This window comes from Streptomyces sp. NPDC001507, from assembly GCF_042894765.1.
Lineage (GTDB): Bacteria > Actinomycetota > Actinomycetes > Streptomycetales > Streptomycetaceae > Streptomyces.
In genome coordinates, this window is record NZ_JBIAVV010000007.1 from 172,757 (window position 1) to 198,187 (window position 25,431).

Annotated in this window: 17 protein-coding genes; 7 read left to right on the forward strand and 10 right to left on the reverse strand. The window is 71.7% G+C overall.

Annotation, left to right across the window (positions count from 1 at the left end; genetic code table 11):
• Positions 1 to 27: 27 nt before the first annotated feature.
• Positions 28 to 1,350 carry a nucleotide sugar dehydrogenase gene (locus ACFY0K_RS23410; protein WP_390641481.1) on the reverse strand — a complete coding sequence of 441 codons (1,323 nt, stop codon included), beginning with the start codon at positions 1,348 to 1,350 and terminating at the stop codon, positions 28 to 30.
• Between the two features lie 89 nt (positions 1,351 to 1,439).
• Positions 1,440 to 2,915, reverse strand: coding sequence for a glycosyltransferase family 4 protein (locus ACFY0K_RS23415; RefSeq protein ID WP_390641482.1), 1,476 nt, complete (start codon positions 2,913 to 2,915; stop codon positions 1,440 to 1,442).
• 38 nt (positions 2,916 to 2,953) lie between these two features.
• Between ACFY0K_RS23415 and wecB the strand changes: the two genes are divergently transcribed.
• Genes wecB through ACFY0K_RS23435 form a run of 4 tightly spaced genes read left to right on the forward strand, consistent with a single transcriptional unit; the run spans position 2,954 to position 8,745 of the window.
• On the forward strand, positions 2,954 to 4,063 hold the full coding sequence (gene wecB, locus ACFY0K_RS23420; RefSeq protein WP_390641483.1) for a non-hydrolyzing UDP-N-acetylglucosamine 2-epimerase: 1,110 nt from the start codon (positions 2,954 to 2,956) through the stop codon (positions 4,061 to 4,063).
• Positions 4,060 to 4,710 (forward strand): class I SAM-dependent methyltransferase, encoded by a 651-nt coding sequence (locus ACFY0K_RS23425; RefSeq protein WP_390641484.1) that lies wholly within the window; start codon positions 4,060 to 4,062, stop codon positions 4,708 to 4,710. The genes wecB and ACFY0K_RS23425 overlap by 4 nt, the downstream gene beginning before the upstream one ends.
• A 34-nt stretch (positions 4,711 to 4,744) precedes the next feature.
• Complete coding sequence (locus tag ACFY0K_RS23430; protein ID WP_390641485.1) at positions 4,745 to 6,562, forward strand: hypothetical protein; 1,818 nt, start codon at positions 4,745 to 4,747, stop codon at positions 6,560 to 6,562.
• Complete coding sequence (locus ACFY0K_RS23435) at positions 6,559 to 8,745, forward strand: glycosyltransferase family 1 protein (RefSeq protein ID WP_390641486.1); 2,187 nt, start codon at positions 6,559 to 6,561, stop codon at positions 8,743 to 8,745. Before ACFY0K_RS23430 ends, ACFY0K_RS23435 begins: the two co-directional genes overlap by 4 nt.
• Before the next feature lie 22 nt (positions 8,746 to 8,767).
• Here the strand turns inward: ACFY0K_RS23435 and ACFY0K_RS23440 are convergent, their stop codons facing one another.
• The 3 genes from ACFY0K_RS23440 to ACFY0K_RS23450 all read right to left on the reverse strand — a co-directional run bounded on the left by ACFY0K_RS23440 (position 8,768) and on the right by ACFY0K_RS23450 (position 12,228).
• Positions 8,768 to 9,769: an acyl-CoA desaturase gene (locus tag ACFY0K_RS23440; protein WP_390641487.1), complete on the reverse strand. Its 1,002-nt coding sequence runs from the start codon at positions 9,767 to 9,769 to the stop codon at positions 8,768 to 8,770.
• Positions 9,770 to 9,968: 199 nt separating this feature from the next.
• Positions 9,969 to 11,330 carry an MFS transporter gene (locus ACFY0K_RS23445; RefSeq protein WP_390641488.1) on the reverse strand — a complete coding sequence of 454 codons (1,362 nt, stop codon included), beginning with the start codon at positions 11,328 to 11,330 and terminating at the stop codon, positions 9,969 to 9,971.
• Between the two features lie 232 nt (positions 11,331 to 11,562).
• Positions 11,563 to 12,228, reverse strand: coding sequence for a TetR family transcriptional regulator (locus ACFY0K_RS23450; RefSeq protein WP_390641489.1), 666 nt, complete (start codon positions 12,226 to 12,228; stop codon positions 11,563 to 11,565).
• Between the two features lie 174 nt (positions 12,229 to 12,402).
• Here ACFY0K_RS23450 and ACFY0K_RS23455 point away from each other — a divergent pair, with 174 nt between their 5' ends.
• The 3 genes from ACFY0K_RS23455 (at position 12,403) to ACFY0K_RS23465 (ending at position 17,230) form a co-directional block, all read left to right on the forward strand.
• A complete protein-coding gene (locus tag ACFY0K_RS23455; protein WP_390641490.1) occupies positions 12,403 to 13,284 on the forward strand; it encodes a shikimate dehydrogenase in 882 nt (293 codons plus the stop codon).
• Between the two features lie 81 nt (positions 13,285 to 13,365).
• A complete protein-coding gene (locus ACFY0K_RS23460) occupies positions 13,366 to 15,183 on the forward strand; it encodes a bifunctional sugar phosphate isomerase/epimerase/4-hydroxyphenylpyruvate dioxygenase family protein (RefSeq protein WP_390641491.1) in 1,818 nt (605 codons plus the stop codon).
• A gap of 175 nt (positions 15,184 to 15,358) precedes the next feature.
• Positions 15,359 to 17,230 carry an ArnT family glycosyltransferase gene (locus tag ACFY0K_RS23465; protein WP_390641492.1) on the forward strand — a complete coding sequence of 624 codons (1,872 nt, stop codon included), beginning with the start codon at positions 15,359 to 15,361 and terminating at the stop codon, positions 17,228 to 17,230.
• Between the two features lie 12 nt (positions 17,231 to 17,242).
• Here ACFY0K_RS23465 and ACFY0K_RS23470 read toward each other — a convergent pair whose 3' ends face one another.
• From ACFY0K_RS23470 to ACFY0K_RS23490, 5 genes are all read right to left on the reverse strand, one after another.
• On the reverse strand, positions 17,243 to 20,134 hold the full coding sequence (locus ACFY0K_RS23470; RefSeq protein ID WP_390641493.1) for a glycoside hydrolase family 2 TIM barrel-domain containing protein: 2,892 nt from the start codon (positions 20,132 to 20,134) through the stop codon (positions 17,243 to 17,245).
• Positions 20,135 to 20,195: 61 nt separating this feature from the next.
• Positions 20,196 to 21,062 carry a carbohydrate ABC transporter permease gene (locus ACFY0K_RS23475; RefSeq protein ID WP_390641495.1) on the reverse strand — a complete coding sequence of 289 codons (867 nt, stop codon included), beginning with the start codon at positions 21,060 to 21,062 and terminating at the stop codon, positions 20,196 to 20,198.
• On the reverse strand, positions 21,059 to 22,027 hold the full coding sequence (locus ACFY0K_RS23480) for a carbohydrate ABC transporter permease (RefSeq protein WP_390641496.1): 969 nt from the start codon (positions 22,025 to 22,027) through the stop codon (positions 21,059 to 21,061). Before ACFY0K_RS23480 ends, ACFY0K_RS23475 begins: the two co-directional genes overlap by 4 nt.
• 20 nt (positions 22,028 to 22,047) lie before the next feature.
• Complete coding sequence (locus ACFY0K_RS23485) at positions 22,048 to 23,313, reverse strand: ABC transporter substrate-binding protein (RefSeq protein WP_390641497.1); 1,266 nt, start codon at positions 23,311 to 23,313, stop codon at positions 22,048 to 22,050.
• Between the two features lie 250 nt (positions 23,314 to 23,563).
• Positions 23,564 to 25,420 (reverse strand): glycoside hydrolase, encoded by a 1,857-nt coding sequence (locus ACFY0K_RS23490; RefSeq protein ID WP_390641498.1) that lies wholly within the window; start codon positions 25,418 to 25,420, stop codon positions 23,564 to 23,566.
• Between the last annotated feature and the right edge of the window lie 11 nt (positions 25,421 to 25,431).

Here is a 25,431-nt window from a genome sequence, read left to right on the forward strand (position 1 = left end):
CGGAAGGGGAGTTGCTACGCAGGTCGGCTACAGCACCTCGACACCGGGCCGGAAGATCCGCCCCCGGGTGTCGAAGAGCAGGCGGGCCTCGTCGCCGAGGGCCGGGAGGTCGTACGCGGAGTGGTCCTGGAGCAGGATCGTCAGGTCGTGCGAGCGCGCCGCGGCCATGACGTCGGCGACGCGCGGCACGGCCTCCCCGTCCACGAACCAGGCCGGTACGAACGGGTCGTGGAAGGCGATCTCGGCCTCCCGCTCCCGCAGCAGCCGGGCCACCGGCACCGCCGGCGCCTCGCGCTGGTCGGCCACGTCCGGCTTGTAGGTGACGCCGAGGAGCAGCACCCGGGAGCCGTGCAGGGCGCGGCCCTCGTGGTTGAGCAGGTCCTGGGCGCGCCGGACGACGTACTCCGGCATGCGCGCGTTGATCTCCCGGGCGAGTTCCACGAACCGGAACTCGTATCCGATGGAACGCACCTTGTAGGAAAGGTAGTTGGGGTCGATCGGAATGCAGTGGCCGCCCACCCCGGCGCTCGGCCGGAAGGGCTGGAAACCGAACGGCTTGGTGCCCGCGCAACGGATCGCGTCCCACACGTCGACATGCAACTCGCGGCAGAGCACGGCCAGTTCGTTGACCAGTGCGATGTTGACGTGCCGGTACGTGTTCTCGAGCAGCTTGGCCATCTCGGCCTCGCGGGTGCCCTTGGCCTGCACGACGGTGTCGACGAGCTTGCCGTAGAAGGCGGCGGCCTTCGCCGCGCACGCCGGGGTGCAGCCGCCGACCACCTTGGGTGTCTGGCGCAGCCCGTGGGTGGTGTTGCCGGGGTCGATGCGCTCCGGTGAGAAGGCCAGCGCGAAGTCCTCGCCGGCCCGCAGCCCGGACTCCTCCAGGAGCGGTTTGACGATCTCCTCGGTGGTGCCCGGATAGGTGGTCGACTCCAGGACGACGAGCCGCCCGCGGCGCAGCCGACCGGCCACCGCCCGTGCGGCGGAGGTCACCGCGCTCAGATCGGGGCCGCCGTCCTCGCTGAGCGGGGTCGGCACGCAGATCACCACGGTCTGCGCCCGGGCCAGGCACTTGTCGTCGGTGTACGCGGTGAACCCGGCCGCCCGCATCCGGGCGACGTCCTCGTCGGAGACGTCGTCCACATGGGAGTGGCCGGCGTTGAGGCCCTCCACGACCCGTGGGTCGAGGTCGAGCCCGGCCACTCGCAGGCCGACCAGCGACGCCTCCCGCGCGAGCGGGAGCCCGACGTAGCCGAGCCCGATGACGGCCAGTTCGAAACTGTCGGTCTGTTCCTCATCCCCGAGCGATGCGCTCGATTCCCCGAGCGGTACGGCCTTTTCGACCTGCATAGGGATTCACTCCGCCCTCGACGGCAGCAACGGCAGATGCCGTACGGATCCGAAGGGCCCGGACGGTGAGCGGTTCCGGGCGCGGGGCCTCAGACACATCCAAGAGCGCGATACGCCTCTCGGGTCGTGGCAGCGACCCTTTTCCAGGTGCGTTCACGCGCCACCAGCGCGCGGGCGGATGCTCCCCATTCATGCCGCCTTTTTCGACTGTAGAGCAATACTTCGAGAGCTTCTGCCCAAGCATGCGGAGATTCAGGTGGGATCAGCCGCCCGTTCACTCCGTCTTTCACCAGTTCTCGCAGGGCTGTGAGATCACTGGCCGCCACGGGAACACCGCTCGCCATCGCTTCGACCGGCTTGAGTGGGGTGACCAGATGGCAGACCCGTTCGTCGGTGCGCGGCACCGCGAAGACGTCCAGAACCGCGTGGTGGGCGCGCACTTGGCGGTGCGGCACGCGGCCGGTGAACAGGGCGGCGCCGTCGCCGAGACCGAGCCGTCCGGCCAGCGTCTCGAGCCTGCCGCGCTCCGGCCCGTCGCCGACGATCAGCAGCCGCAGCGGGACCCCCCGGCGGCGCAGTTCGGCACCCGCATGGAGCAATGTGCCGATTCCCTCGTGTGGAGTAAGGCTGCTCACGGTGCCCACCACGAAGTCGTCCGCCGCGATGCCGAGCCGGGCGCGCAGTTCCGCCCCGTCCGGCGGCGGGGCGAGGAAGGCGTCGTCCACCGCGTTGGGCACGATCAGGACCCGCTCCGCGGGCACCCCGCGGCCCACGATCTCGGCCTTCATCGCCGCGCCGAGGGTCAGCACCAGATCGGCCCCGCGCATGCAGTACGTCTCCAGGGCGCGCCGGGCCCGGTACGAGGGGTCGCCCGCACTGCGGCCGGGCGCCTGGGTGAGCCAGGTCTCCTCCAGGAAACCCCGCACCTCGTACACCACCGGCAGCCCGTAGGTCTCCCGCAGGGCCAGCGCCACCCGCCCGTTGCCGTGGTCGGTGGCCGCGTGCAGCACGGCGGGCCGCAGCCGCTCCACCAGCCGTCCGGCCAGCTCGGCGTTGCGGGTCAGCACCGCCCCCTGGCCGTAGGGCAGCCCGTAGGGCAGCAGCCGGTGCTGCGGCACCCCGTTCACGATCTGCAACGGACGGGCGTCCAGGACGCCCTGCGCCACCGGGAACCCGATCCGGGTCACCACGTGCGGGTCGAGTCCGGCGGCCCGCTGTGCCTCGGCGAGCGCCTGGGTGCGCACGGTGTAACCGGCGTGCTTGAACGGCAGCCCGTTGGTGACCAGATGGAGCACCCGGCCCGGCTCGGGCCGCACCGCCCGCCCGGCCGGCGCCGGCACCCGGGCGGCGGACGGGGCGGCGGTGGGCCCGGCCGTACGGGCCCGGCCGACGAGCCGCTTCTCGACCGGCCCGAGCCCGCGCCGCACCCGCCCCGGCAGCAGCCGCACACCGAGCAGCGCGGCCCGGACGGGGTCGTGCCGCAACTCGCCCCAGGCGACGGATGCGGCCAAGCTGAGTGCACGGGGGATACGACGCGGCTGGTGCCAGGACGGACGTCGGGCCATGTCGCCAAGGTAGGCCGACAGAGCGGAGAACGTACGACATGAACGGCCGCGTACTCCATGTCGTAGGGACCAGGCCGAACTTCGTGAAGGCCGCGCCCGTGGTCGCCGCCCTGCGCGCGACCGGGCACGACCAGGTCCTGGTGCACACCGGTCAGCACTACGACGAACGGATGTCGCACATCTTCTTCCGCGAGCTGGGCCTGCCCGCCCCGGACACCGACCTCGGCGTCGGCTCCGGCAGCCACGCCCGGCAGACCGCCGACCTGCTGGTGGCCCTGGAGGACGAGCTGCTGGCCCGCGCCCCGGCCCTGGTCGTCGTGTACGGCGACGTGAACTCCACCCTGGCCGCGGCCCTGGTCGCCGCCAAGCTGGGCATCCCGGTCGCCCATGTCGAGGCGGGGCTGCGCAGCTTCGACATGGCGATGCCGGAGGAGGTCAACCGGCGTCTGGTCGACCAGCTCGCCGAGCTGCTCTTCGTGACCAGCCCGGAGGCCGTCGGCCACCTCGCCCGCGAGGGCGTCGAACCGGGCCGGGTGCACTTCGTCGGGAACCCCATGATCGACACCCTGCTCACCCATCTGGAGCATTTCGACCCGGCCGCCGCCCGCGCCGCCCACGCGCTGCCCGAGCGGTACGGCGTGGTCACCCTGCACCGCCCGGCCAACGTCGACGACCCCGAGGCCGCCGCGGCCGCGGCCCGCGCCCTCACCGAGGCCGCCGGCCACCTCGACCTCGCCGTGCCCCTGCACCCGCGCGGCCGGGAGGCGCTGCGCAGGGCGGGCCTCGCCGACGCGCCCGGCATCCACCTCCTCGAACCGCTCGGCTACGTCGAGTTCATGGGCCTGGTCCGGGGTGCCGCCGTCGTGATCACCGACTCGGGCGGCGTCCAGGAGGAGACCACCGTGCTCGGCGTGCCCTGCCTGACGCTGCGCACCACGACCGAACGCCCGGTCACCGTCACCCACGGCACCAACCGCCTGGTCCGGCACGGCGAACTGGTGCCCGCCCTGCGCAAGGTCCTCGACGGGCAGACGGCGGCCGACCCCGAGGGACCACCGCTGTGGGACGGCAAGGCAGGACCCCGGATCGCCCGCGTGCTCACCGAATGGCTGGAACGCCATGACCACCGAGTGGCTGGAGCGCCATGAACGACGCCACCCGCACCTACACCGAAGCCCCCCTCACCTACTGGGACACCCGGCACCGCGAACGCGACGACCTCGCCTCCGGCGGCCACATCGGCCTCGACCGGCCCGGCAACGAGATCTTCTACGCGATCCGGCTCGGCCAGCTCCTCACCCTGATCGGCGACCTGTCCAGCCCCGCCTCCCCGCTGTTCGTCCTCGACGCGGGCTGCGGCAAGGGGCACTTCGCCCGCTCACTGGCCCGCTGCGGCCACCACGTAGACGCCTTCGACGCCAGCGAGGCGGCCGTCACCCACGCCCGGACCGAGGGCGGCGGCCCCCGCTACGCCGTGGCAGGCCTCGACGAGTGGCGCAGCCCCTGGCTCTACGACGTGGTGCTGTGCGTGGACGTCCTCTTCCACCTCCTGGACGACGCCCAGTGGGCGGCGAGCCTGCGCAACCTCGCCTCACTCGTCCGGATCACCGGCCGGCTGATCGTCACCGACGAGAACACCGACGAACCCGTCCCGCGCGGCGACTACATCCTGCACCGGCCGCTCGCCGCCTACCGCAAGGAACTCGAGCCCCTGGGCCTGAGCCACTCCCTCTTCCGGCCCTACGGCTTCCGCGAGAACCGGGTCGGCTTCCATGTCTTCACGAGGACCCGCTGATGCGCCCGACCGATGTCTTCCCAAGGACCCGCTGATGCGTCTGACCGATCTGCTCCACCCGCACCTGGACGACGTCACCTCGGTCGTGGACGCGACGAGCGGCGGCCTGCGTCTGGACCACTACCTGCACCTGCCGCCCGGCGTCGAGCTGCGGCGCCACCAGGAGCCCGTCGGCGAAGGGGAGCTGATGCTCCTCTGCTACGGCCCCGACCTCGCCCTGCACGGCGCCGAGGCGGACTGCCTCGCCGCACTGGAACGGATGCGGCCCGGCGGCCGCGGCCTGATCGTCTTCGGCCACCCCGGCACCGAGCTGCCCTACCACCGGCTCCTCGACTCCCTGGTGGCCCACCGCTGCCAGGTGCTGCACGCGGCCTCCCTCGGCTACACCCACCTGCACTCCGGTGCGGTGTTCGCCTGCACCGAGGAACTCCTGCCGCCGCACGACTGGTTCGGCCACCCGCTGCCGGCCGATGGCTTCGCCACCGCCCTCAGGATCGCCGACGAGTACGTCCTCGCCGACTTCGTCTCCCGCTCCCAGCGGGCCCGCCTGATCGACCTGGAGCGGGCCGCCGAGGAGACCGCCCGCGCCCTGGAGACCGCCCGCGCGGACGGCCTCGCCGAACGGCTCGCCGCCGCCCTCCGGGACAAGGACCAGCTCTCCACCGCGCTGCGCCGGGCCCGGGAGCGCACCGGCGTGCTGGAGGCGCGGGTGGCCATGCTGGAGGGCTCCACCTCGCTGCGGATCGGCAAGGCCCTGGTGTCGGCGGCCCGGTCGCCGAAGCGCCGTGCGGCCCGGCTGCCGGGCGAGCTGTACGGGCTCTGGCGGCAGCGGAAGGCCAAGGGCGGCCGCCCGGCCGGTCTCCGGACCTCGGCCACCGTTCCCGCGCCGGAGCCGCAGGCCGACGACCGCTTCCACCTCGCCCATCGCGCCCTGTCCGTGGCGCCCCGCGACCGGCTGGTGATCACCGGCGTGCTCACCGACGGCACCGCCCGGGACTTCGCGGCGGACGCCGTGGTCAGCAGGGTGCTGCCGCACGACGGACGGCTGCTGGTCGAGCGCACCGACCCGGACGTCTTCCTCGTCCAGCTGAGCGCCTGCGCGGCCCAGGAAGGGCCCTGGTCGCTCACCGGCACCGGACTCGCCCCCGACCTGGACCGGCGCCTCGCCGAACTGGTGTCCCAGGCAAGGGGGCTGGGCCGTACCGCGGTGCTGTGGCGGGACGGCCCGGCGTCCTCCGCCCCCGGCCTGACCCTGCTGCCCTGGGACACCGTCCTCGACGGCGACACCGGGACGGCGCTGTGCCGCCTCGACCCGGTCACCGACGGCCGCGACCGGCTCCGGGACGTCTTCCTCCAGGACAGCACCCGCGTCCGACTGGCCCGGCTCGCCGCCCTCACCGGCGGCCCCGACCCGCTCGCCGAACGCCGGATCGCCGTCCTCGCCGCGCCCCGGGACGCCACCGACGTGGCCCGGCTCGTCGCCCAGACGCTCGGCCAGCTGCACCGGCCGGCCGAGGTGATCGTCGCCGACCCGGCGGGCCTCGCCCTCGGCGAACTCACCGCCGCCTCGGTCGCCGTGCACGCCGGACCGCCCACCGCACCCTGGGTCGCGGACTGGACGGACCTGACCGAGGACCGCCCGGACACCCTCCTGCTCGACCTGCTCTGCGCCCAGGAGTTCTCGGGCGCCGACGCGGTGGGCCACACCCCCGCCGCCGACGACTACGCCTTCGTACCGGCCCTGAAACCGCTGCTCGTGCGCCGGTCCCTGCTGGACTCCGGCACCCCGCCGGACAGCTGGTCGCGCGCCGGGCACCGCCTGTTCGCCGTGCGTGGAAAGGAACCGTCATGACCCGCACCCCGAGGGCGCTCGTCTACGGCGACGTGGACCTCAACCTCATCGACGGCTCCGCCGTCTGGGCCCAGTCGACGGTCCAGGCGCTGTCCCGCGCGGGCTGCCGGACCCGCCTCGTCCTCAAGGCCCCGGTCGAGACGGGCCGGCTGACCGACCCCCTCGCGGGCCTGCCCGGGGTCACCGTGGTGCGGCCGTACGAGGAACACCTCGTCCCCGGCCAGGGCGCGCACCCGCTCTCGCCCTTCCAGGCATCGCAGCTGCTGGCCCGGCTGGACGCGGAGGAGCCCTGCGACCTGCTGGTGCTGCGCGGCCGCCGGCTGGTCAAGCAGATCGTCGGCGACGGCGCCTTCGACGGCCGGATCTGGGCCTACCTCACCGACATCCCGCAGTCCCCGGCCGACATGACCGAGGAGGCCCGCGCCGACCTCGCCCGCATCGCCGCCGCCTGCGCACAACTCCTATGCCAGACCGAGGAGTTGCGGTGCTTCCTGGAGGCCTGGGTGCCGGAGGCCTGCGGCCGGTCCGTGCTCTGCCCGCCCGCGGTCCCCGAGCCCGGCTTCCCGGTCCCGGCCCGGAGCAGCCTGCACGATCCCGTACGCCTCGTCTACACCGGCAAGTTCGCGCCCCGCTGGAACACCCTGCCCATGACGCGGCTGCCCGCGATGCTCGCCGAATGCGGCATCAGGACCGAACTGCACGCCGTCGGCGACAAGATCCACAAGGACGCGGCCCATCCCGGTTTCGACACCGCCATGGCCGAGGCCCTGCGCACCACCCCCGAGGTCGTCCACCACGGCGGCGTGCCGCGCGAGGAGGCCATGCGCCTGGCCGCCGACTGCGACCTCGGCCTCGGCTGGCGCGACGCCTCCCTCGACGCCAGCCTCGAACTCTCCACCAAGGTACTGGAGTTCGGCTCCCTCGGCCTGCCCGTCGTACTCAACCGCACCCCCGCCCACGAGGCCCTGCTCGGCGCCGACTACCCCCTGTTCGTACCGGGCACCGCCACCCTCGCGGACGCGGCGGACGCCGTCGGTCTCGCCGTACGCGACACCGCGGCCCGGCACCTCGCCGCCGACCGGTGCGCCGCGGCCGCCCGGGAGTACACCATGGAGGCCGCGGCGGCCCGCTGGCGCGGCCACCTCGACCGCGCCTTCCCCGCCGCACCCGCGGCCGTCGCCGGCCGGCCCCGCCCGCTGCGGGTCGGTGTCGCCGGCCACGACCTGAAGTTCCTCACCCGCCTCCTCGACCACCTCAACGCGCTGCCCGGCCTCGACGTGCGGATCGACGCCTGGCCCGCGCTCGCCCGGCACGACGCGGCCGCCAGCCGCGAACTCGCCGCCTGGGCCGACGTGGTGGTCGTCGAGTGGTGCGGCCCGGCGGCCATCTGGTACAGCCGCCACAAGCGGCGCGGCAGCCGGCTGATCGTGCGCCTGCACCGCTTCGAACTCGACGCCGGATACCCGCGCCAGGTCGACATCGACAACGTCGACCGGGTGGTGTGCGTCAGCCCCCACTACGCCCGCGCCACCCGGGAGCGCACCGGCTGGCCCGCCGCGAAGATCACCACGATCGGCAACTGGGTCGACGTCGACCAGCTCGACCGGCCCAAGGCGCCCGGCGCCCGCCACCGGCTCGGCATGATCGGCATCGCCCCCAGCCGCAAACGCCTCGACCTCGGCCTCGACGTCCTCGAAGCACTCCGCGCCCGCGACCGGCGCTGGCACCTCTCGGTCAAGTCCAAGCCGCCGTGGGAGTACTGGTGGATCTGGAACAAGCCCGAGGAACGCGCGCACTACGACGCGATCCTGCGCCGCATGCAGACCTCACCGCTCCTGGAAGGAGCCGTCGTCTTCGACCAGTTCGGCCCCGACGTCCCCAACTGGCTGCGCCGCGTCGGCCACGTCCTGTCCACCAGCGACGACGAGAGCTTCCACCTCTCACCGGCCGAGGGCATGGCCTCCGGCGCCGTACCCGCCCTGCTGCCGTGGCCGGGCGCGGACGAGATCTACGACCGCCGCTGGATCCACGACACCCCGCAGGCGATGGCCGACGCCATCGCGGCCCTCGCCAACCAGGACGACTGGCAGTCCGCCGGCGCGACGGCCCGCGAGCAGGTGCGCGAGGGTTTCTCACTGGAGCGGGTGGCGAAGGACTGGACGGAGCTGCTGGTGTCCGGGTGAGACACCCGCCGGCCGAGGGGCGTCAGGCCGCCGACCCCTGTCTGCCTGCCGGTTCGGGGAGGAGGCGGGCGGTGAGGCGGTCGGGGGCCGGCCAGCGGACGTCGTGGGCCCAGCCGAGCTTCTCGAAGATGCGGATCAGGCGTGCCGACGGGTCCAGCTGGCCCGGCAGCACACCGTGGCGTGCGCCGGTGGGGTCGGCGTGATGGGAGTTGTGCCAGCTCTCACCGAAGGACAGCAGGGCCAGCGGCCAGAAGTTGGTGGCCTTGTCCCGGGCGGCGAACGGGCGCTTGCCCGCGACGTGGCAGACCGAGTTCACCGACCAGGTGACGTGGTGCAGCAGGGCCATCCGCATCACACCGGCCCAGAAGAACCCGGTCAGCGCGCCGGTCCAGGTGCCGGTGACCAGCCCGCCGACCAGTGCGGGGGCCAGGAGCGAGACGACGGTCAGCGGGCCGAAGAGCCGCCCGATCAGGCGCAGGTCGCGGTCGGCGTCGATGTCGGGCGCGAACCTGGCCCGGTTGCTCAGCTCGCGCTTGAGCATCCAGCCGATGTGCGCGTGGAGCAGCCCCTTGAGCAGCGCGCGCGTGTCGGTTCCGAAGCGCCAGGGCGAGTGCGGGTCGCCCTCGCGGTCGGCGAAGGCGTGGTGACGGCGGTGGTTCGCCACCCACTGCACCGGCGAGCCCTCGACCCCCAGTGAACCCGCGACGGCCAGCGCGATGCGCAGCCCCCGCTTCGCCTTGAACGAGCGGTGCGTGAAGAGCCGGTGGTAGCCGACCGTGAGGCCGAAGCCGGACACCAGGTAGGCGGTCACGGCCATGGTGACGTCCAGCGCCGACAGGCCCCGCCCCCACAGCAGCGGCACCGCGACGACCAGGCAGATCAGCGGGCCGACCACGAAGATCCACATCGCGACGCCCGCCGCGGCGTTCTGCGGGGCGTCCAGGAGCGGCTTGACTCCGGCCGCGGTGTCGGCGTCGCCCTCGGCGACGGTCTGTTCGGGACGGTCAGCTGTGCTCGGGTTCATCGGTTCCCCGCCGTTGTTCAAGGATGTCGGACACGGTGCCGCCTACGCCCCACGGTCGCACCGAAGGGCATCCCCGCAGGTCATCGCTCATGTCCAGGGTGTGAACGGCATGGGACCAAATCTCCTTCGGGGGGACGGCGACGGTCCGCCCGGGCGCCGTCGGCCCGGGCGGACGCGTGCCGGCTGCCCGGCCGGGGGCTCAGGCCGTCACGGTCTCCGGCCGGGACGCCTCGCGGGGGGTGCGGGACCCGAGGTCCTCCGTGGCCACCCGGTGGGTCTCGCGGGCGGACAGCACGGCGATCACCGGCGGCACGCACAGTGCGGCCGTGAACAGCGCCACCGCCGACCAGTCGTCGCCGCCCGGACCCGCGATGCGCGCCGCGAAGGTCACCGCGAACCCGGCCACCGCGAACCCGATCTGGGTGCCGATCGCCATGCCCGACAGCCGTACCCGGGTCGAGAACATCTCGCCGTAGAAGGACGGCCAGACACCGTTCGCCGCGCTGTAGACGACACCGAAGGCGACGATCCCGAGGAGCATGATCAGCGGGTACGAGCCGGTGGAGACCGCCCACAGGTAGCCGAACATCGCCACCGCGCTGCCCACCGCGCCGACCAGGTACACGGGCCGCCGGCCGATCCGGTCCGACAGCGTCGCCCACGCCGGGATCGCGCCCAGCGCCACCAGGTTCGCCAGCGCACCCACCCACAGCATCGACGTCTTCGACATCCCGACCGAGTCGCCGGTCGCGTACGCCAGCGCCCACACCGTGAAGATCGTGCTCACCGAGGCGATCAGCGCGCCCCCGATGACCCGCAGCACGTCCGCCCAGTGGTACCGCATCAGCGTCACCAGCGGCAGCCGTACGACACCCTCGGTCGCCGCCTGCTCGGCGAAGGCCGGGGTCTCCTGGAGCCTGCGCCGGATGAACCAGCCGACCACGGCCACCAGGACACTCAGCCAGAACGGCACCCGCCAGCCCCACGACATCAGCTGGTCGTCGGGCAGCTGCGAGACCGCGATGAAGACCAGGGTGGCGATCAGCTGACCGCCCTGGGTGCCGCCGAGCGTGAAACTGGTGAAGAAGCCCCGCCGGTCCGGCGGCGCGTGCTCGAGGCTCATGGAACTGGCGCTGGCCTGCTCTCCGGCCGCCGATATGCCCTGCAGCACCCGGCACAGCACCAGCAGCACCGGTGCAAGCCCGCCCACCTGGGCGCGGGTCGGCAGGCAGCCGATCAGGAACGTCGACAGCCCCATCAGCAGCAGCGTGAAGACCATGACCTTCTTGCGGCCGATCCGGTCCCCGAAGTGCCCGAGGAACAGAGCGCCGACCGGGCGGGCCGCGTACGCCACCCCGAACGTGGCCAGCGACAGCAGGGTGGCGTTGGCCGGGTCGGACTCGTCGAAGAAGACCTTGGGGAAGATCAGCGCGGCCGCGCTGCCGTAGATGAAGAAGTCGTAGTACTCCAGGGCGCTGCCGATCCAGGCGGCCAGGGCGGCCTTCCTCGGCTGGCCACCGGGTGGAACGGCGGTGGCGGCGGTCTGGGCGGGGACGGACACGGCGGTGCTCCTTCGGGGAACTCCAACGTAGGCGGAGTGAGCGGCGGGGGAGAAGGCCGGTTCCCAGGGATGACGGGGTCGGCGAGCCAGGGGTCGGGTGCTAATTAACCCACTGGGTAGTTAGTCGCGATGGGTACGGATGTTGCGCTCGCGTTTCCCCGGTGTCAAGAGGTCGCGCCGGTCCCGTTCGCTCGTGCCCGGTCCCCGCAGGGTGTCCGCCGCCCGGGCGCGGTCAGTCCGCCGCGCGCTCCGCGGTGAGGTAGGCGATCACCATGTCGCCGAGCATGGTTCGGTAGTGCGCGCGCTGCGCCGGGTCCACCAGGTCGCGGCCGAAGAGGGCGCCGAAGGTCGCCCGGTTCGCCACCCGGAAGAAGCAGAACGAGCTGATCATCGCGTGCAGGTCGACGGCGTCCACGTCGGCCGTGAACAGGCCGGACTCCTGCCCGGCGGCCAGGATCCGGCGGATCACCTCCAGGGCCGGCGAGCCGATCCTGCCGAGCTTCTCGGAGGCCGCGATGTGCTCGGCACCGTGGATGTTCTCGATGCTGACCAGGCGGATGAAGTCCGGGTGCTGCTCGTGGTGGTCGAAGGTCAGCTCGGCGAGCCGGCGGATCGCCGCGACCGGGTCCAGGTGCTCGACGTCCAGTTGCTGCTCGGCCTCGCGGATCACGCCGTACGCGCGCTCCAGGACCGCCGTGAACAGCTGCTCCTTGCCGCCGAAGTAGTAGTAGATCATCCGCTTCGTGGTGCGGGTGCGGGCCGCGATCTCGTCGACGCGGGCCCCGTCGTAGCCGGCCCGGGCGAACTCCTGGGTGGCCACGTCGAGGATCTCGGCCCGGGTGCGGACGGCGTCACGGAGCCGCCCGTTGGTCTGTGCCGGTTCGTCGACGCTGGTCATCGGGTTCCTTCGGGTTCCTGTCGGGTTCCTTCGCGGGGGAGGCCGGTGCGGAGATTGTAGAAGCCCGGGACGGAGGTGTTGTCGGCCAGGTCTTCCCCCGCGGCGGCCTCTGGTGTTATAGCTAACGTACTAGTTCGTACATTAGCGTTTCGCGATGCCGCTCTGGAGGGCCACGTGGCCAAGGACTCGTATCTCGTCGGACTGATCGGTTCCGGCATCGGCCCGTCGCTCAGCCCCGCCCTGCACCAGCGCGAGGCGGACCGGCAGGGGCTGCGGTACCTGTACCGGCTGATCGACATCGACGTGGCCGGCGTTCCGCCGGAGGCCGTGGGACGGCTGGTGCGGGCGGCCCGTGATCTCGGCTTCGACGGGCTCAACATCACGCACCCGTGCAAGCAGCTGGTCATCGAGCACCTGGACGCGCTCGCCCCGCAGGCCGAGGCGCTCGGTGCCGTCAACACGGTGGTCTTCGAGGCCGGCGGGAGGGCCGTCGGCCACAACACGGACGTGACCGGGTTCGCGGCGTCGTTCGCGCGCGGCCTGCGGGACGCGCCGCTGGAGAGCGTCGTACAGCTCGGTGCCGGGGGCGCCGGGGCCGCCGTCGCGCATGCGACGCTCACGCTGGGGGCCGAGCGGGTGACCGTTGTGGACGCGCTGGGCGACCGGGCGGCCGGGTTGGCCGAGCAGCTGTGCGGGCAGTTCGGGGCGGGCCGCGCGGTGTCCGCGGGTCTGGAGCGGTTGCCGGAATTGCTGGCCGGTGCGGACGGGCTCGTCCATGCGACGCCCACCGGGATGGCCGCGCATCCGGGGATGCCGGTAGCCGCGGAGTTGCTGCATCCCGGGCTGTGGGTGGCTGAGGTGGTGTACCGGCCGTTGGAGACCGAACTGGTCCGTACCGCGCGGGCTTTGGGGTGTGCCGTGCTGGACGGGGGTGGGATGGCCGTGTTCCAGGCCGCGGATGCGTTCCGTTTGTTCACGGGGCGGGAGCCGGACAGCGGTCGGATGCTTGCCGACATCGCGGAGTTGGGTGAGAGGTCGGCGGGTCAGGTTGTGTGACGGGCGCCGGTCCGTTGTGGCTGGTCGCGCAGTTCCCCGCGCCCCCCACGGGGCGCTGCAGTGCACGTGAGGAAGAAGGTCATGCGTACTTCCATCGCCACCGTCTCGCTCAGCGGATCTCTCACCGAAAAGCTCACCGCCGCCTCCCGGGCCGGGTTCGACGGGGTCGAGATCTTTGAGAACGACCTGCTCGCCAGCCCGCTGGCTCCCGGCGAGATCCGCTCCCGCTGTGCCGATCTCGGGCTCAGTATCGATCTCTACCAGCCCATGCGGGACGTCGAAGCCGTTCCCGAGGACGAGTTCACCCGCAATCTGCGCCGCGCCCGGCACAAGTTCGAGCTGATGCAGGAACTGGGCGCCGACACCGTCCTGGTCTGTTCCTCCGTCTCCCCGCTCGCGCTGGACGACGATGACCTCGCCGCCTCTCAGCTGGCTCGACTTTCTTCCCTCGCCCAGGACTTCGGTATCCGCGTCGCCTACGAGGCGCTCGCCTGGGGGCGGCACGTCAGCACGTACGACCACGCCTGGCGGATCGTCGAGGCGGCCGGCCACCCCGCCCTGGGCACCTGTCTCGACAGCTTCCACATCCTCTCCCGGGGATCCGACCCCAAGGGCATCGAGGACATCCCCGCCGCGAAGATCTTCTTCCTGCAGCTGGCCGACGCCCCGATGCTCGCGATGGACGTGCTCCAGTGGAGCCGGCACTACCGGTGCTTCCCCGGGCAGGGCGGGTTCGACGTCGCCGGGCTCGTGCGGCACGTGCTGCGCGCCGGGTACGACGGGCCGCTCTCCCTCGAAGTCTTCAACGACGTCTTCCGGCAGGCCGAGGCCGGGCCGACCGCCGTCGACGCGCACCGTTCGCTGCTGGTGCTGCAAGAGGCCGTCGGGGTGCGGGAGTTGCCCGCGCCGGTCGTGCCGACGGGAGTCGCCTTCGCAGAACTCGTCACGCCGGACGCCGAACCCGTCTCGGCGCTGCTCGGGGCTCTCGGCTTCGCCCGGACCGCACGCCATCGGAGCAAGCCCGTCGACCTGTGGGAGCAGGGCGAGGCCCGGATCCTGGTCAACACCGGTCCCGCCGCCCTCCCCCACTCTCGGCTTCGCTCGAGCGGGGGGACCCCCATCGACGGCACCGGACTCGCCGCGATCGGCCTGGAGTCACCGGACCCGCGGGCGGCCGCCCGCCGGGCCGAGGCCCTGCTCGCCCCCGTGCTGCCCCGCCGCCGGGCTCCGCAGGACGCCCCGCTCGACGCGGTCGCCGCCCCCGACGGCACCGAACTGTTCTTCTGCGCCTCCGGCCGTGACCCGGAACTCCCCGACTGGCGCGCCGACTTCGCCGCGGTGCCGCACGAACCGGGCTCGGCCGGGGCGCGCATCGACCACCTCGCGCTCACCCAGCCCTGGCACCAGTACGACGAGGCGGCCCTCTTCCACCGCAGCGTCCTCGGCCTGCACCCCCAGGAGAGCGTCGACGTCGCCGGCCCCTACGGGCTGCTGCGCTCCCGCGCCGTCACCAACGGCGACGGCAGCGTCCGGATCGTCCTCGGGGTCGGCGCGGCCCCGGCCGACGACACCCTGCACGCCCAGCACATCGCCCTGGCCGTCCCGGACGTGGTCGCCGCCGCCCGTGCCTTCCGGGCGGCGGGCGGCGGTCTGCTGCCCATCCCCGCCAACTACCACGACGACCTCGCCGCCCGGCACGACCTCACCGACGGCGAGCTGGACACGTACCGCGACCTCGGCATCCTCTACGACCAGGACGCGGGCGGTGTCTTCCGGCACTGCTACACGCGGACGGTCGGCAGGGTGTTCTTCGAACTGGTCGAGCGGGATCCCGGATACCGCGGATACGGCGCCCAGAACGCCCCGGTGCGCCTCGCCGCCCAGCACGCCGGCCGGTGAGGCACAGGCGGGGTCCAGGACTCTTACAGGTTTCACGATCGGTACTCACGAACATCCTGAATGTTCCTTGACAACCGGGACGTGACGTTCGCCGGAATCCAGTCGTCCTACAGGCCGAAGCGCTCCGGGGCGCTCTGGAAGCCCCGGACACCGAGAGTCCTGGAGGCCGTCCGCGATGCCGAGCCCTGTCAGCGCCGAACCGCTCGTCCGTGCCGCGGGGCCGCCGCCCTCGCCGGCCCGGGCGCGGAGCCGCACCCGGCGCTACGAACGCCCGATCCTCGCCGGCATCGCCACCGTCGCCGCGCTGCTCGACTTCTGGGGCATCTGGCACAGCGCGTACCACACCTTCTACGCGAGCGCGGTCCGCAGCATGACCGACAACCCCGTCGCCTTCCTCTACGGCTCCTTCGACCCGGGCAACTCCATCACCCTGGACAAGCTGCCCGGCTTCCTGTGGCCGCAGGCCCTGTCGGCGCTGGTCCTCGGCTTCCATCCCTGGTCCCTGGTGGTCCCGCAGGCCCTGGAGGGCGTCGCCTCGGTGGTCCTGCTGCACGTCGTCGTACGGCGCTGGGCCGGCATACCTGCCGGGCTGCTGGCCGCCGCCTTCCTCACGCTCACCCCGGTGACCGTGGGCCTCGGCCGTTCGGTCACCGAGGACGCGCCGTTCGTCCTGCTGTTGCTGCTGGCCGCCGAGGCCACCCAGCGGGCCACCGCCCGCGCCCGGCTGCGCACCCTCGTCCTGGCCGGCTTCTGGGTAGGGGCCGCCTTCCAGTGCAAGATGCTGGAGGCGTGGGCGGTGCTGCCCGCGCTGGCCGTGACCTATCTGGTGGCCGCCCCGACCACGCTGCGCCGCCGGATCCGGGACCTCGCCGTGTCCGGGGCGGTCATGCTGGCGGTGTCCCTCTCCTGGATGCTGGCCGCCGGCCTCACCCCGGCCGCCGGCCGCCCCTACCTCGACGGCACCACCGACAACTCGCCGATCGCCCTGGTCGTCGGCTACAACTTCCTGACCCGCTTCCAGGCGCTGGGCGTCGACGCGGCCGGCACCGGGAGCATCGTCGTCGGCCGGGCGCACAGCAGGGCTTCCGTGGGGATGGGGGACAGCGTCTGGAAGATGTTCAGCCCCGGACTGGCCAGCCAGACGGGCTGGCTGTACCCGCTGGCGGCGCTGGGCCTGGCCGCCGGGCTGTACGGCCTGTGGCGCCGCCGCCCGCCGCGCACCGATCCCTTCCTGGCCGGGTTCCTGCTCTGGGGCATCTGGCTGGTGACGTTCTTCGTGATCTTCAGCTTCGGCAGCGTGACCGGTCACACCTACTACATGGGTGTGGTGGCGGTCGGCCTGTCGGCCCTGGCCGCCGTGGCCGTGACCCGGGTGCGGCGCCGGGGCATACTGTGCGCGGTCCTCGCAGTCAACGTCGGCTGGTGCGCGGCCCTCACCCTGCAGTACCCGCGCTTCTTCGCCTGGTCCGTCGGCGTCGCCGCGGTCCTCGCGCTGCCCGCGCTGGTCCTCTTCGCTCACGGCGGGTCACGTCCGCGCCGGACCGCCCTGGCCGTCGCCCTCGCCGCGGTCCTGGTCGTCCCCACGGTCTGGTCCGTGTCCGCGACCTCGCTGCGCTACAACCAGCCCGGCGGGTTCGGCCGGATCGGCCCCGGCAGCATCGCCACCCGCAACGGCGCCGCCGCCCTGAACCCGGCCCAGCGGCGCGTCCTCGCCTACCTCACCGCCCACCGCGACGGCGCCCGCTACCTGGCCGCGGTGCCCCGCTGGCAGATGGCGGCGCCGTACATCCTCTCGGACAACGCCGCCATCCTCCCGCTCGGCGGCTTCACCTCCCATGTGCCCTACCCCGCGCCCGGCACCTTCCACCACCTGATCGACACCGGACGGCTCCACTACGTCCTGCTCTCCGCGGCCGACCTCGGCCACCGCGCCCGGGGCGCGCGGACCCCGGGCCGGGCCCTGGTCCGCTGGGCCATCGGCCACTGCGCGCCGGTGCGCGTCGCGGCCTACACCCTGTACCGCTGCGGACCGGGCCACGGAGGGTGAGCTTGCGCCGGATCAGCCGATGTCCGAGAACACGAAGGAGAACTCGGCCGGTGCGGCATGGAGCTGGTACTGCGGCAGGACACCCGGCCCGCAGGACTGCGAGCCGATGCCGTGCTGGCCGTGGTCGAGGTTGACCCACACACCCGCGGCGGAGCCGCTGTCGGATGCAGTGCCGGGGGTGAGGTCGCTGCGGTGCGCGGCCGCGTCCAGCTGTTCGGTGGTCCAGCGGCGGGCCGTGAACCAGAACTCCGGGTCGCCCTCGATGCGCAGTCCGCCGAGCTCCGCCCAACGGACGTCCGCGCGGGCCCCGTTCTCCTGCGGACGGAGATACGGCGTCTGCATCTCGTCCACCGTCGACTGCCAACGGCCCACCAGCGAGGCCGCCCTGGTGTCCGGATACGCCTCGCCCGGCCCGCCGCCGAACCACTGCACCCGGTCCGCCGCCGCCAGTCCGAAGCGGACGCCGAGCCGGGGCAGCGGCACCGTCCAGTCGCCGTCCGGGGTCACGGAGACGGTGAGTCGGAGGCGGCTGCCGTCCGTGGTCCAGCGGTACTCGGTGGCCAGCCCGAACTCCCAGGCGGCGGGCGCCACCCGGGTGCGCACGGTCAGGGCGTCGGCGGACGGCTCCACCGCGTCCAGGCGGTGCCGCATCCGGTGCAGGCCGAACTTCCGCCACAGCGTGCCGTAGCGGATGTCGCTCTGCCAGGCGGCACCGTCGTCGTTGTCGGTCGTCGCCCGCCACACGTCCAGCCGCAGTCCGGTCACCGCCACCGATCCGATGCTCCGCAGCGCCCCGCTGCGGGCGTCGAATACGGCGGGGCCGAGGCTGATCGACCCGTCGCCGGACACCACGGGTCCCGCGGACGCGGCGAAGGACGGCAACTGCCGCCCCGAGACCGGGCACCGACCCCAGGCGACCACGTGTCCCCGCGGCCCCCAGCCGGTGTCCGCCGCCAGCACCGCCCGCACCGTCCACTGCGTCTCGCCGCCGCCGACGGCGACCGGCGGCTCCGGCAGCTTGACCTCCGCCGACTCACCGGCCGCCAGCGGCGGTACGGCCAACGACCCCGACGCCACACTCTCCCCGGCGACCTGGTACGACCACTCGAAGTCCAGCGCGGACAGATCGGCGAAGTCGTACCTGTTGGTGACGCGTAGGGTGCTGTCCGCGCCGTCGCCGTCGAGGCGGACGGGCTCGATCACCTTCTTGTACTCCACCAGCCCGGGAGAGGGCTCGCGGTCCGGGAAGACCAGTCCGTCGCAGACGAAGTTCCCGTCATGCAACTCCTCGCCGAAGTCACCGCCGTACGCGTAGCCGTACCGCTCGTCCTCGATGCCGTGGTCGATCCACTCCCAGATGAAGCCGCCCTGCAGCCGGTCGTGCGACTCGAAGATCCGCTGGTAGTCGGCGAGGCCACCGGGGCCGTTGCCCATCGCGTGCCCGTACTCGCAGAGGATGAAGGGCAGTTGACGACGCCGATGGGTGCCGCCGTCCAGCCTCCGGCCGATCCGCTCGACCTCGGCGTGGTCGGCGTACATCCGTGAGTAGACGTCCGTGTCACGGCAGTCGATGTCACCCTCGTAGTGCACGAGCCGCGACGCGTCCCGGCCGTGGATCCACTCGGCCATCGCGGTCAGGCCCCGCCCGGTGCCGGCCTCGTTGCCCAGGGACCAGATCACCACCGAGGGGTGGTTCTTGTCGCGCTCGACCATCCGGGCCGCCCGGTCCAGCAGTGCCGGGGTCCAGCGGTCGTCGTCGACGGGGTTGTCCCGCCAGGCCTGCTCGGTGAAGCCGTGGGTCTCCAGGTCGCACTCGTCGATCACCCACAGGCCGTACTCGTCGCACAGGCCGAGGAACGCGGGGTGCGGCGGGTAGTGGGAGGTGCGGACGGCGTTGATGTTGTGCCGCTTCATCAGCAGCACGTCCGCGCGCATGGTCTCCAGGTCGAGGGCGCGGCCCTTTCGGGGATGCCACTCGTGCCGGTTGACGCCCTTGAAGAGGACCGGCCTGCCGTTGACCTTGATCAGCCCGTCCGCGAGCTCGACCGTCCGGAACCCGATCCGCAGCGGCACCCGCTCGCCCTCGGTGGCCAGCACCCCGTCGTACAGCCGCGGGGTCTCCGCCGTCCACGCCTCGACCGGGACGGTGACCGGCTCGCCGGTGGCGACGTCGACGCCCAGCTCCGGGACGGTGACCCTGCCGGGCACGTCGGAGTCGACGCGCAGCGTGCCCACGCCGCCGACGTGGTCGTAGGAGGCGTGCACGAAGAAGTCACGGACGCTGCCGGGCGGGCGGTGCAGGAGGGTCACGTCCCGGAAGATGCCGGGCAGCCACCACTGGTCCTGGTCCTCCAGGTAGGAGCCCGCCGACCACTGGTGCACGCGGACGGCCAGCACGTTGCCGGCCGGCCTGAGCAGATGCCCGACCGCGAACTCGTGCGGCAGCCGCGAGCCCTTGAACTCGCCGACGTCCGTGCCGTTCACCCACACCCGGGCGCAGGACTCGACGCCGTCGAAGCGCAGCACGATCCCGCCGTCGGCCGGGTCCCACCCGTCCGGCAGGTCGAAGAACCGCAGGTGGTCACCGGTGGGGTTCTCGGTCGGGACCCTCGGCGGATCGACCGGGAACGGGTAGAGGTGGTTCGTGTAGATCGGCGCGCCGTGCCCCTGGAGCACCCAGTGACCCGGGACCGACACCTCCGCCCAGCCGCCGGCGTCGTACCCCGGCGCGGCGAACGAGTCGTCCTCCGCGTCCGCCGTCGGCGACAGCCGGAAACGCCAACCGCCGTTCAGGGAGAGGGACGCGGCGTCCGACGCGGGGTACCAGGCGCGGGGCGGCAGGGCCCCGGAGCCCGGCGAGACGTCCTCGACGTAGCCGACAGCCGTGGCAGAGCGGAAAGACATCGGTCTCCAGGTCTTTCGAGGGTGTGTGCGAGGTGTGGTTCCAGGGGTGGTTCGAGGCGGCTCAGCCCTTGATCCCGGTCTGCGCGATCCCCTGCACCAGCCAGCGCTGGAGGAAGAGGAACACGAACACCAGGGGGAGGATGGAGATGGCGGTGGCCATGAAGATCAGGTGGAAGTTGACGGTCTGGTTGGTCATGAAGGAGGAGAGCGCGATCTGTACGGTCCAGGAGCTCGGGTCCTGGCCGATGACCAGCGGCCACAGGAAGGAGTTCCACGCGCTGATGAACGTGATCGTGGCGATCGCCGCGAAGAAGTTCAGCGAGTTGGGTACGACGATCCGCCAGTACGCGCCCCAGTAGCCGAGCCCGTCCACGCGTGCCGCCTCCTCCAGCTCCTTCGGGAATCCGAGGAAGTACTGCCGGAAAAGGAAGCAGGTGAAACCACTGAACAGCCCCGGGATGATCAGACCGCGGTAGGTGTCCACCCAGCCGAGGGACGAGACCAGCACGAAGCTGGGCACGAAGGTGACGGCGGTGGGGACCATCAGGGTCGCCAGGACGGCGTAGAAGACCTTGTTGGCGTGCCTGTACGGGATACGGGCCAGGCCGTAGCCCGCCAGCGAGCACACCAGGAGCGTGCCGACCGTGGTCAGGACGGCCACGACCAGCGAGTTCACCATGGAACGGCCGAAGTCGACCGTGGGGTCGTCGAAGAGCTCGGAGATGTTGCCCCACTGGAAGGAGGGCAGCAGCTTCCAGTTCTCGCCCGTGATCTCCAGGTCCGTGGAGAGCGCGTTGCGGACGATCAGGTAGAAGGGGATCAGGAAGAGCAGGGCGGCGACGCCGACGGCGACGTACAGCCCCGTGTTGCCGAGGACGCCCCGGCCCTTGCCGCGTCGCTTATCGGCCTGCGGTGCGGTGGTGGTCACTTGGACTCCTCACCCCTTCCGAACCCCATGAACTTGCCCTGGACCAGAGTGACGAGGCAGATGAGCAGCGACAGGACGACCGCGCCGGCGCTGCCCGCGCCGTAGTCCTGGCTGGTGCCCAGGGCCGTCTTGTAGAGCACCATGAGCGGTGTCTGGGCCCAGGTCGCCTTCTGTCCGACGATGTTGAAGAACTCGTCGAACGCCTGGTAGGCGGCGATCAGCAGGAGCAGGATCACCGCGGTCGAGGTGGCGCGCAGCTGGGGCAGCGTGATGTGCCGGAAGGTCTGCCAGCCCGGCTTGGCACCGTCGATGGCGGCGGCCTCGTACAGCTCGGCCGGGATGTTCTGCAGCGCCGCCAGGAACAGGATCATGTAGAAGCCCGACTGGATCCACAGCCGCAGGGTCACGATGACCAGCCAGTACCAGGGCGGAGTGGGGTTGGACATCCATGCGATGGTGTCGGCACCGAACCAGCCGATGACCGTGTTCGCGAGTCCGAAGCGGACGCCGCTGAAGATGGACATCTTCCAGATCAGCGCGGCGGCGACGTAGGAGACGGCGGTCGGCAGGAAGAACACCGAGCGGAAGAACGCCCGCATGAACCGCAGCCGGTTGACCAGCAGCGCCAGCCCCAGCGACAGTGCCCAGGTGGTCGGCACGATGAACGCGGCGAACACGGTGAACGTCAGCAGCGAGTCGGGGAAGCCGCTGTTGGTCAGGATCTGCCTGTAGTTGTCGAGGCCGATGAAATGGCTCGGCGTGACGGTGTAGCGGGCGTCGAAGAAGCTGAGCCAGAAGCTCCAGCCGATCGGCACGACGACGAAGATCGCCAGGCCGACGAGGAAGGGCCCGGTGAAGAGCCAGAAGTTCACGGTCGGGTTGCCCCGCAGGCCCCGCCGCGGCCGGGCCGCGGAGGCCTCGGCCGGGGCGGGCTGGGCGACCCCGCGTGTGGTGGTGGTCGACATGTCGTGGTCTTCCCGGCGGCCTATCCGAACAGCTTCTTGAGCTCGACGTCGACCTTCTTGTCGCAGGTGTCGAGCGCCGCCTCGGGGCTGCCGTTCTTGCGGACGGAGGACGCGATCACCTCGGCGAACGCGGTCTGCATGGTCTGGTCGTAGGCGATGTTGTCGAAGTGGCCGTAGTCGGTGAAGAGCTTCACTCCCTCGGCCGCCAGGCCGGACTTGAGCTTGGTGGCCCCGCCGGCGATCGAGGTGCGCGGCGGGATGTGGAAGCCGTACGAGGTGGCCCAGTCCTCCTGGTACTGCTTCTGGTCGATCCACAGCCACTTGACGTACTCCTTGGCCGCGTCGACGTTCTTGCCCTTGGCGTTGACGAAGATCGACCAGCCGCCGTTGTAGACGGACAGCTTGCCCGCGCTGCCGATCTTCGGGAACGGGAAGATGCCGAGGTCGTCGCCGAGGGCCTGCTGCATGGCCGGCATGGACCACATGCCGCCCCACTGGATGGCGCACAGGCCCTGGTTGAGCGAGGACGGGTCCCAGAAGTCGGTCGGGGCGTCGAGCAGTACGTTGCCGCTGGTGAACAGCTTCCGGAGGGTCTTCAGCCCCTCGACGACGCCGTCCGTGTGGTAGGCGATCTGGTTCTTGTCGTTGATGGTGTCGGCGCCGGCGGACCAGATGATGGGGTTCTGGATCGCGCTGAAGTCGTTGCCGAGGAAGACGCCCTTGACCTTGCTGGTGGTGAGCTTGGCGGCGGCCTCCACCAACTCGTCGAGCGTGGTGGGCACCTCGACCTTGGCCTTCTCCAGCATCGACTTGCGGTAGTAGAAGAACTGCGGGTCGTCGATCATCCGGATCCCGTAGATCTTCCCGTCGACCGTGTGGGAGTTGATGTCGTTCGGGTTGAAGTCGTCCTTGACCGGGTCGATGAGGTCGCTCAGGTCCGCCACCTGGCCGCTCTTGACGAGCTGGAGCTGCGGGTGGAACTCGAAGACGTCGGGCGCCTTCTCGGTGAGCAGGGCCGCGAAGAGCGCGGACTCGAAGTTGTTGCCGGTGATCCAGTTGGTGTTCACGTCGGCCTTCTTGTACGCCGCCGCGTAGCGCTTGAGGGCCTGCTCGGTCCCCGCCTCGCCGTAGGCGTGGAAGTACTGGGTGAGCTGCGTCCCCGAGCCGCTCCCCCCGCCTCTCCCGTTGTTGCTGCCGCACGCGGCCAGCGTGCCGGCCGCGGCCATGCCCGCTGCCGCGCGGAAGAGGGACCGGCGGGACCAGTTGTTGTTGCTGAGTGCCGACATGCTGACGTCCTTGTCTGTCGAGTGCGGCGGTGTCTCTACGGCCCGTGGGACCTCGGAAACCAGATGGCTGAAAATGCGTCGCGGAGCGGGACGTTAACCTTCGGCTAATGCTTCGGCAAGAGGTTGGACGAAGTCTGCGTGAAACGTTGCACCCGGTTCGGGATGACGAACAGAGCGGAAGGCAGGGCGAGTTGAGGGCCGCCGGGTCAGGGAGTGGCCGGCGGCCCTCGGTCCGCGCCGAGGCGGACGGTTACTGCCTGGTCCAGGCCTCGTTGGAGCCGCCGTTGCAGCTGTAGAGGATCACCTTGCTGCCGTCGGCGGTGGCCTGCCCGCTCACGTCCAGGCACTTGCCGGACGCCTCGCTGAGGATCTGCCCGTTGGCGTTCAGGAGCCAGCGCTGGCTCGCGTCACCCGTGGGGTCGGGGACGGCGGTGAGGCCGGAACCGGAGGCCGTCAGATAGCCGTTCGGGCCCTTCAGGGTGCCCTTCGCGTCGTACGACCAGGACTGGTCCGCCGCGCCCGTGCAGGTGGCGATCGCGGCCCCGGAGGCGCCCGCCGTCAGGCACTTGCCGGACTGCCTGCCCGCCAGCGCGCCGGTGACGGCCGAAGTGTCGTGGCCCTTCTGGTCGAAGACGTAGGTCGTGACCGAGCGGGCGGCGAGGGTGGCCGAGGCCGTCCCCGCCGTCACCGACGGTTTCGCGACGCCGGCCCAGTCCTCGGTGGCCGACGTGCGCACCGCCTGCCTGGCCCTCACCGGTGCCGCGTTGTTGAAGTGCAGGCTCAACGGGGTGTCGGTGGTGTTGTGGTTGTTGACCACGACCACCCACGTCCCGCCGCTGTCGTACGCCGACACCTCGACGCCGTCCGGCGCCCCGGTCACGTTGTGCGCGACCGAGCCCGGTCTGACGAACTTGCTGTACTGGCCGAGCGCGTAGTACCGCTTGGTGAAGTACAGCGTCTGGTTGCCGTTCGCCGCGAAGTCGGGGTCGTAGTAGACCAGGCCGTCGTTCCAGCCGTCGTCGTTCTTCGCGTACGGGTCGGTGCCGTAGCCGCTGGCCAGCGCCACCCACCACTGGAAGGCGGAGTCGTGGGCGCTCGCGAAGTCCTTGTAGATGATCCGGGACATCAGCAGGGCGTTGTCGATGGAAGGGTCGTACTCCTGGTTCCAGCCCGTCGAGCCCTTGCCGAAGCAGCAGATCTCGCTGGCCCAGGACTTCTGGCCGACCGCCCTCGACGTCTCGTAGACATTGGCGAGCTGCCCGTCGCCGGGGTTGTCGTAGGTGTGGTGGGCGAGCGCCGACACGTACTGCGCGGTGCCGGGCTGCGAGATCCACTGCGGGAGTTCGGAGACGAACTGGGTGGTCCGGCTCGACTCGTCCGCGATGACCGACGTCTTCTGGTGCCGGGCCCGCTGCTCGGCACCGAGCGCCCGCACGATGTCGTCGCGCTGGTCGACGGTGACCTGCATGCCCTCCTGGCCGCACGAACCGAAGTCGTTGTCCGGCTCGTTGAAGGGGCTGATGTAGTCCAGTCCCACGCCCTGGCGGGCGAAGTGGTCGGTGACGTCGGCGATGTAGTCCGCGTAGGCGCCCTCGTCCTCGGCCTTCAACCGGCCACCACAGCTCTGCCCGTTGGTGGTCCACCGGGCCGGCGCGCTGTTGACGAAGCCGATCAGGTCCTCGACGCCGTACTTCGCGGCGTACGTGAGGAAGGTCCGGCCGCCCTTGTCCTTGCTCCAGTCGTAGGAGCCGTCGGCGTTCAGGAAGTCCTCGGCGGCCCGGGCCGGGGTGGTGACGGCGACCCCGCCGCCGCCGATGTTGTAGCGGTACGAGCTGAGGTCCAGGCCCTGCTTGGAGAAGAGCAGCTTCGCCACCCGGGCCTGGACCTTGGGGGAGAAGTTCTGCAGGTCGTTGACCCACCACGCGCCCGAGGCGCCGATGTCGTCGATGGTCTGGGCGGCGTGCGCGGAGACCTCGGCAGCGGGCGCGGCGGCGGTGGCGGTGGCCGCCGAGGTGGGCGGGGCGGATATCAGGGGTCCGGCGACGGCCAGTGCGGCCGCGGCCGTCAGGAAGACCGATCTCTTGCGGTTCGGGTGTGACATGTGCATCCCTTCCGTCG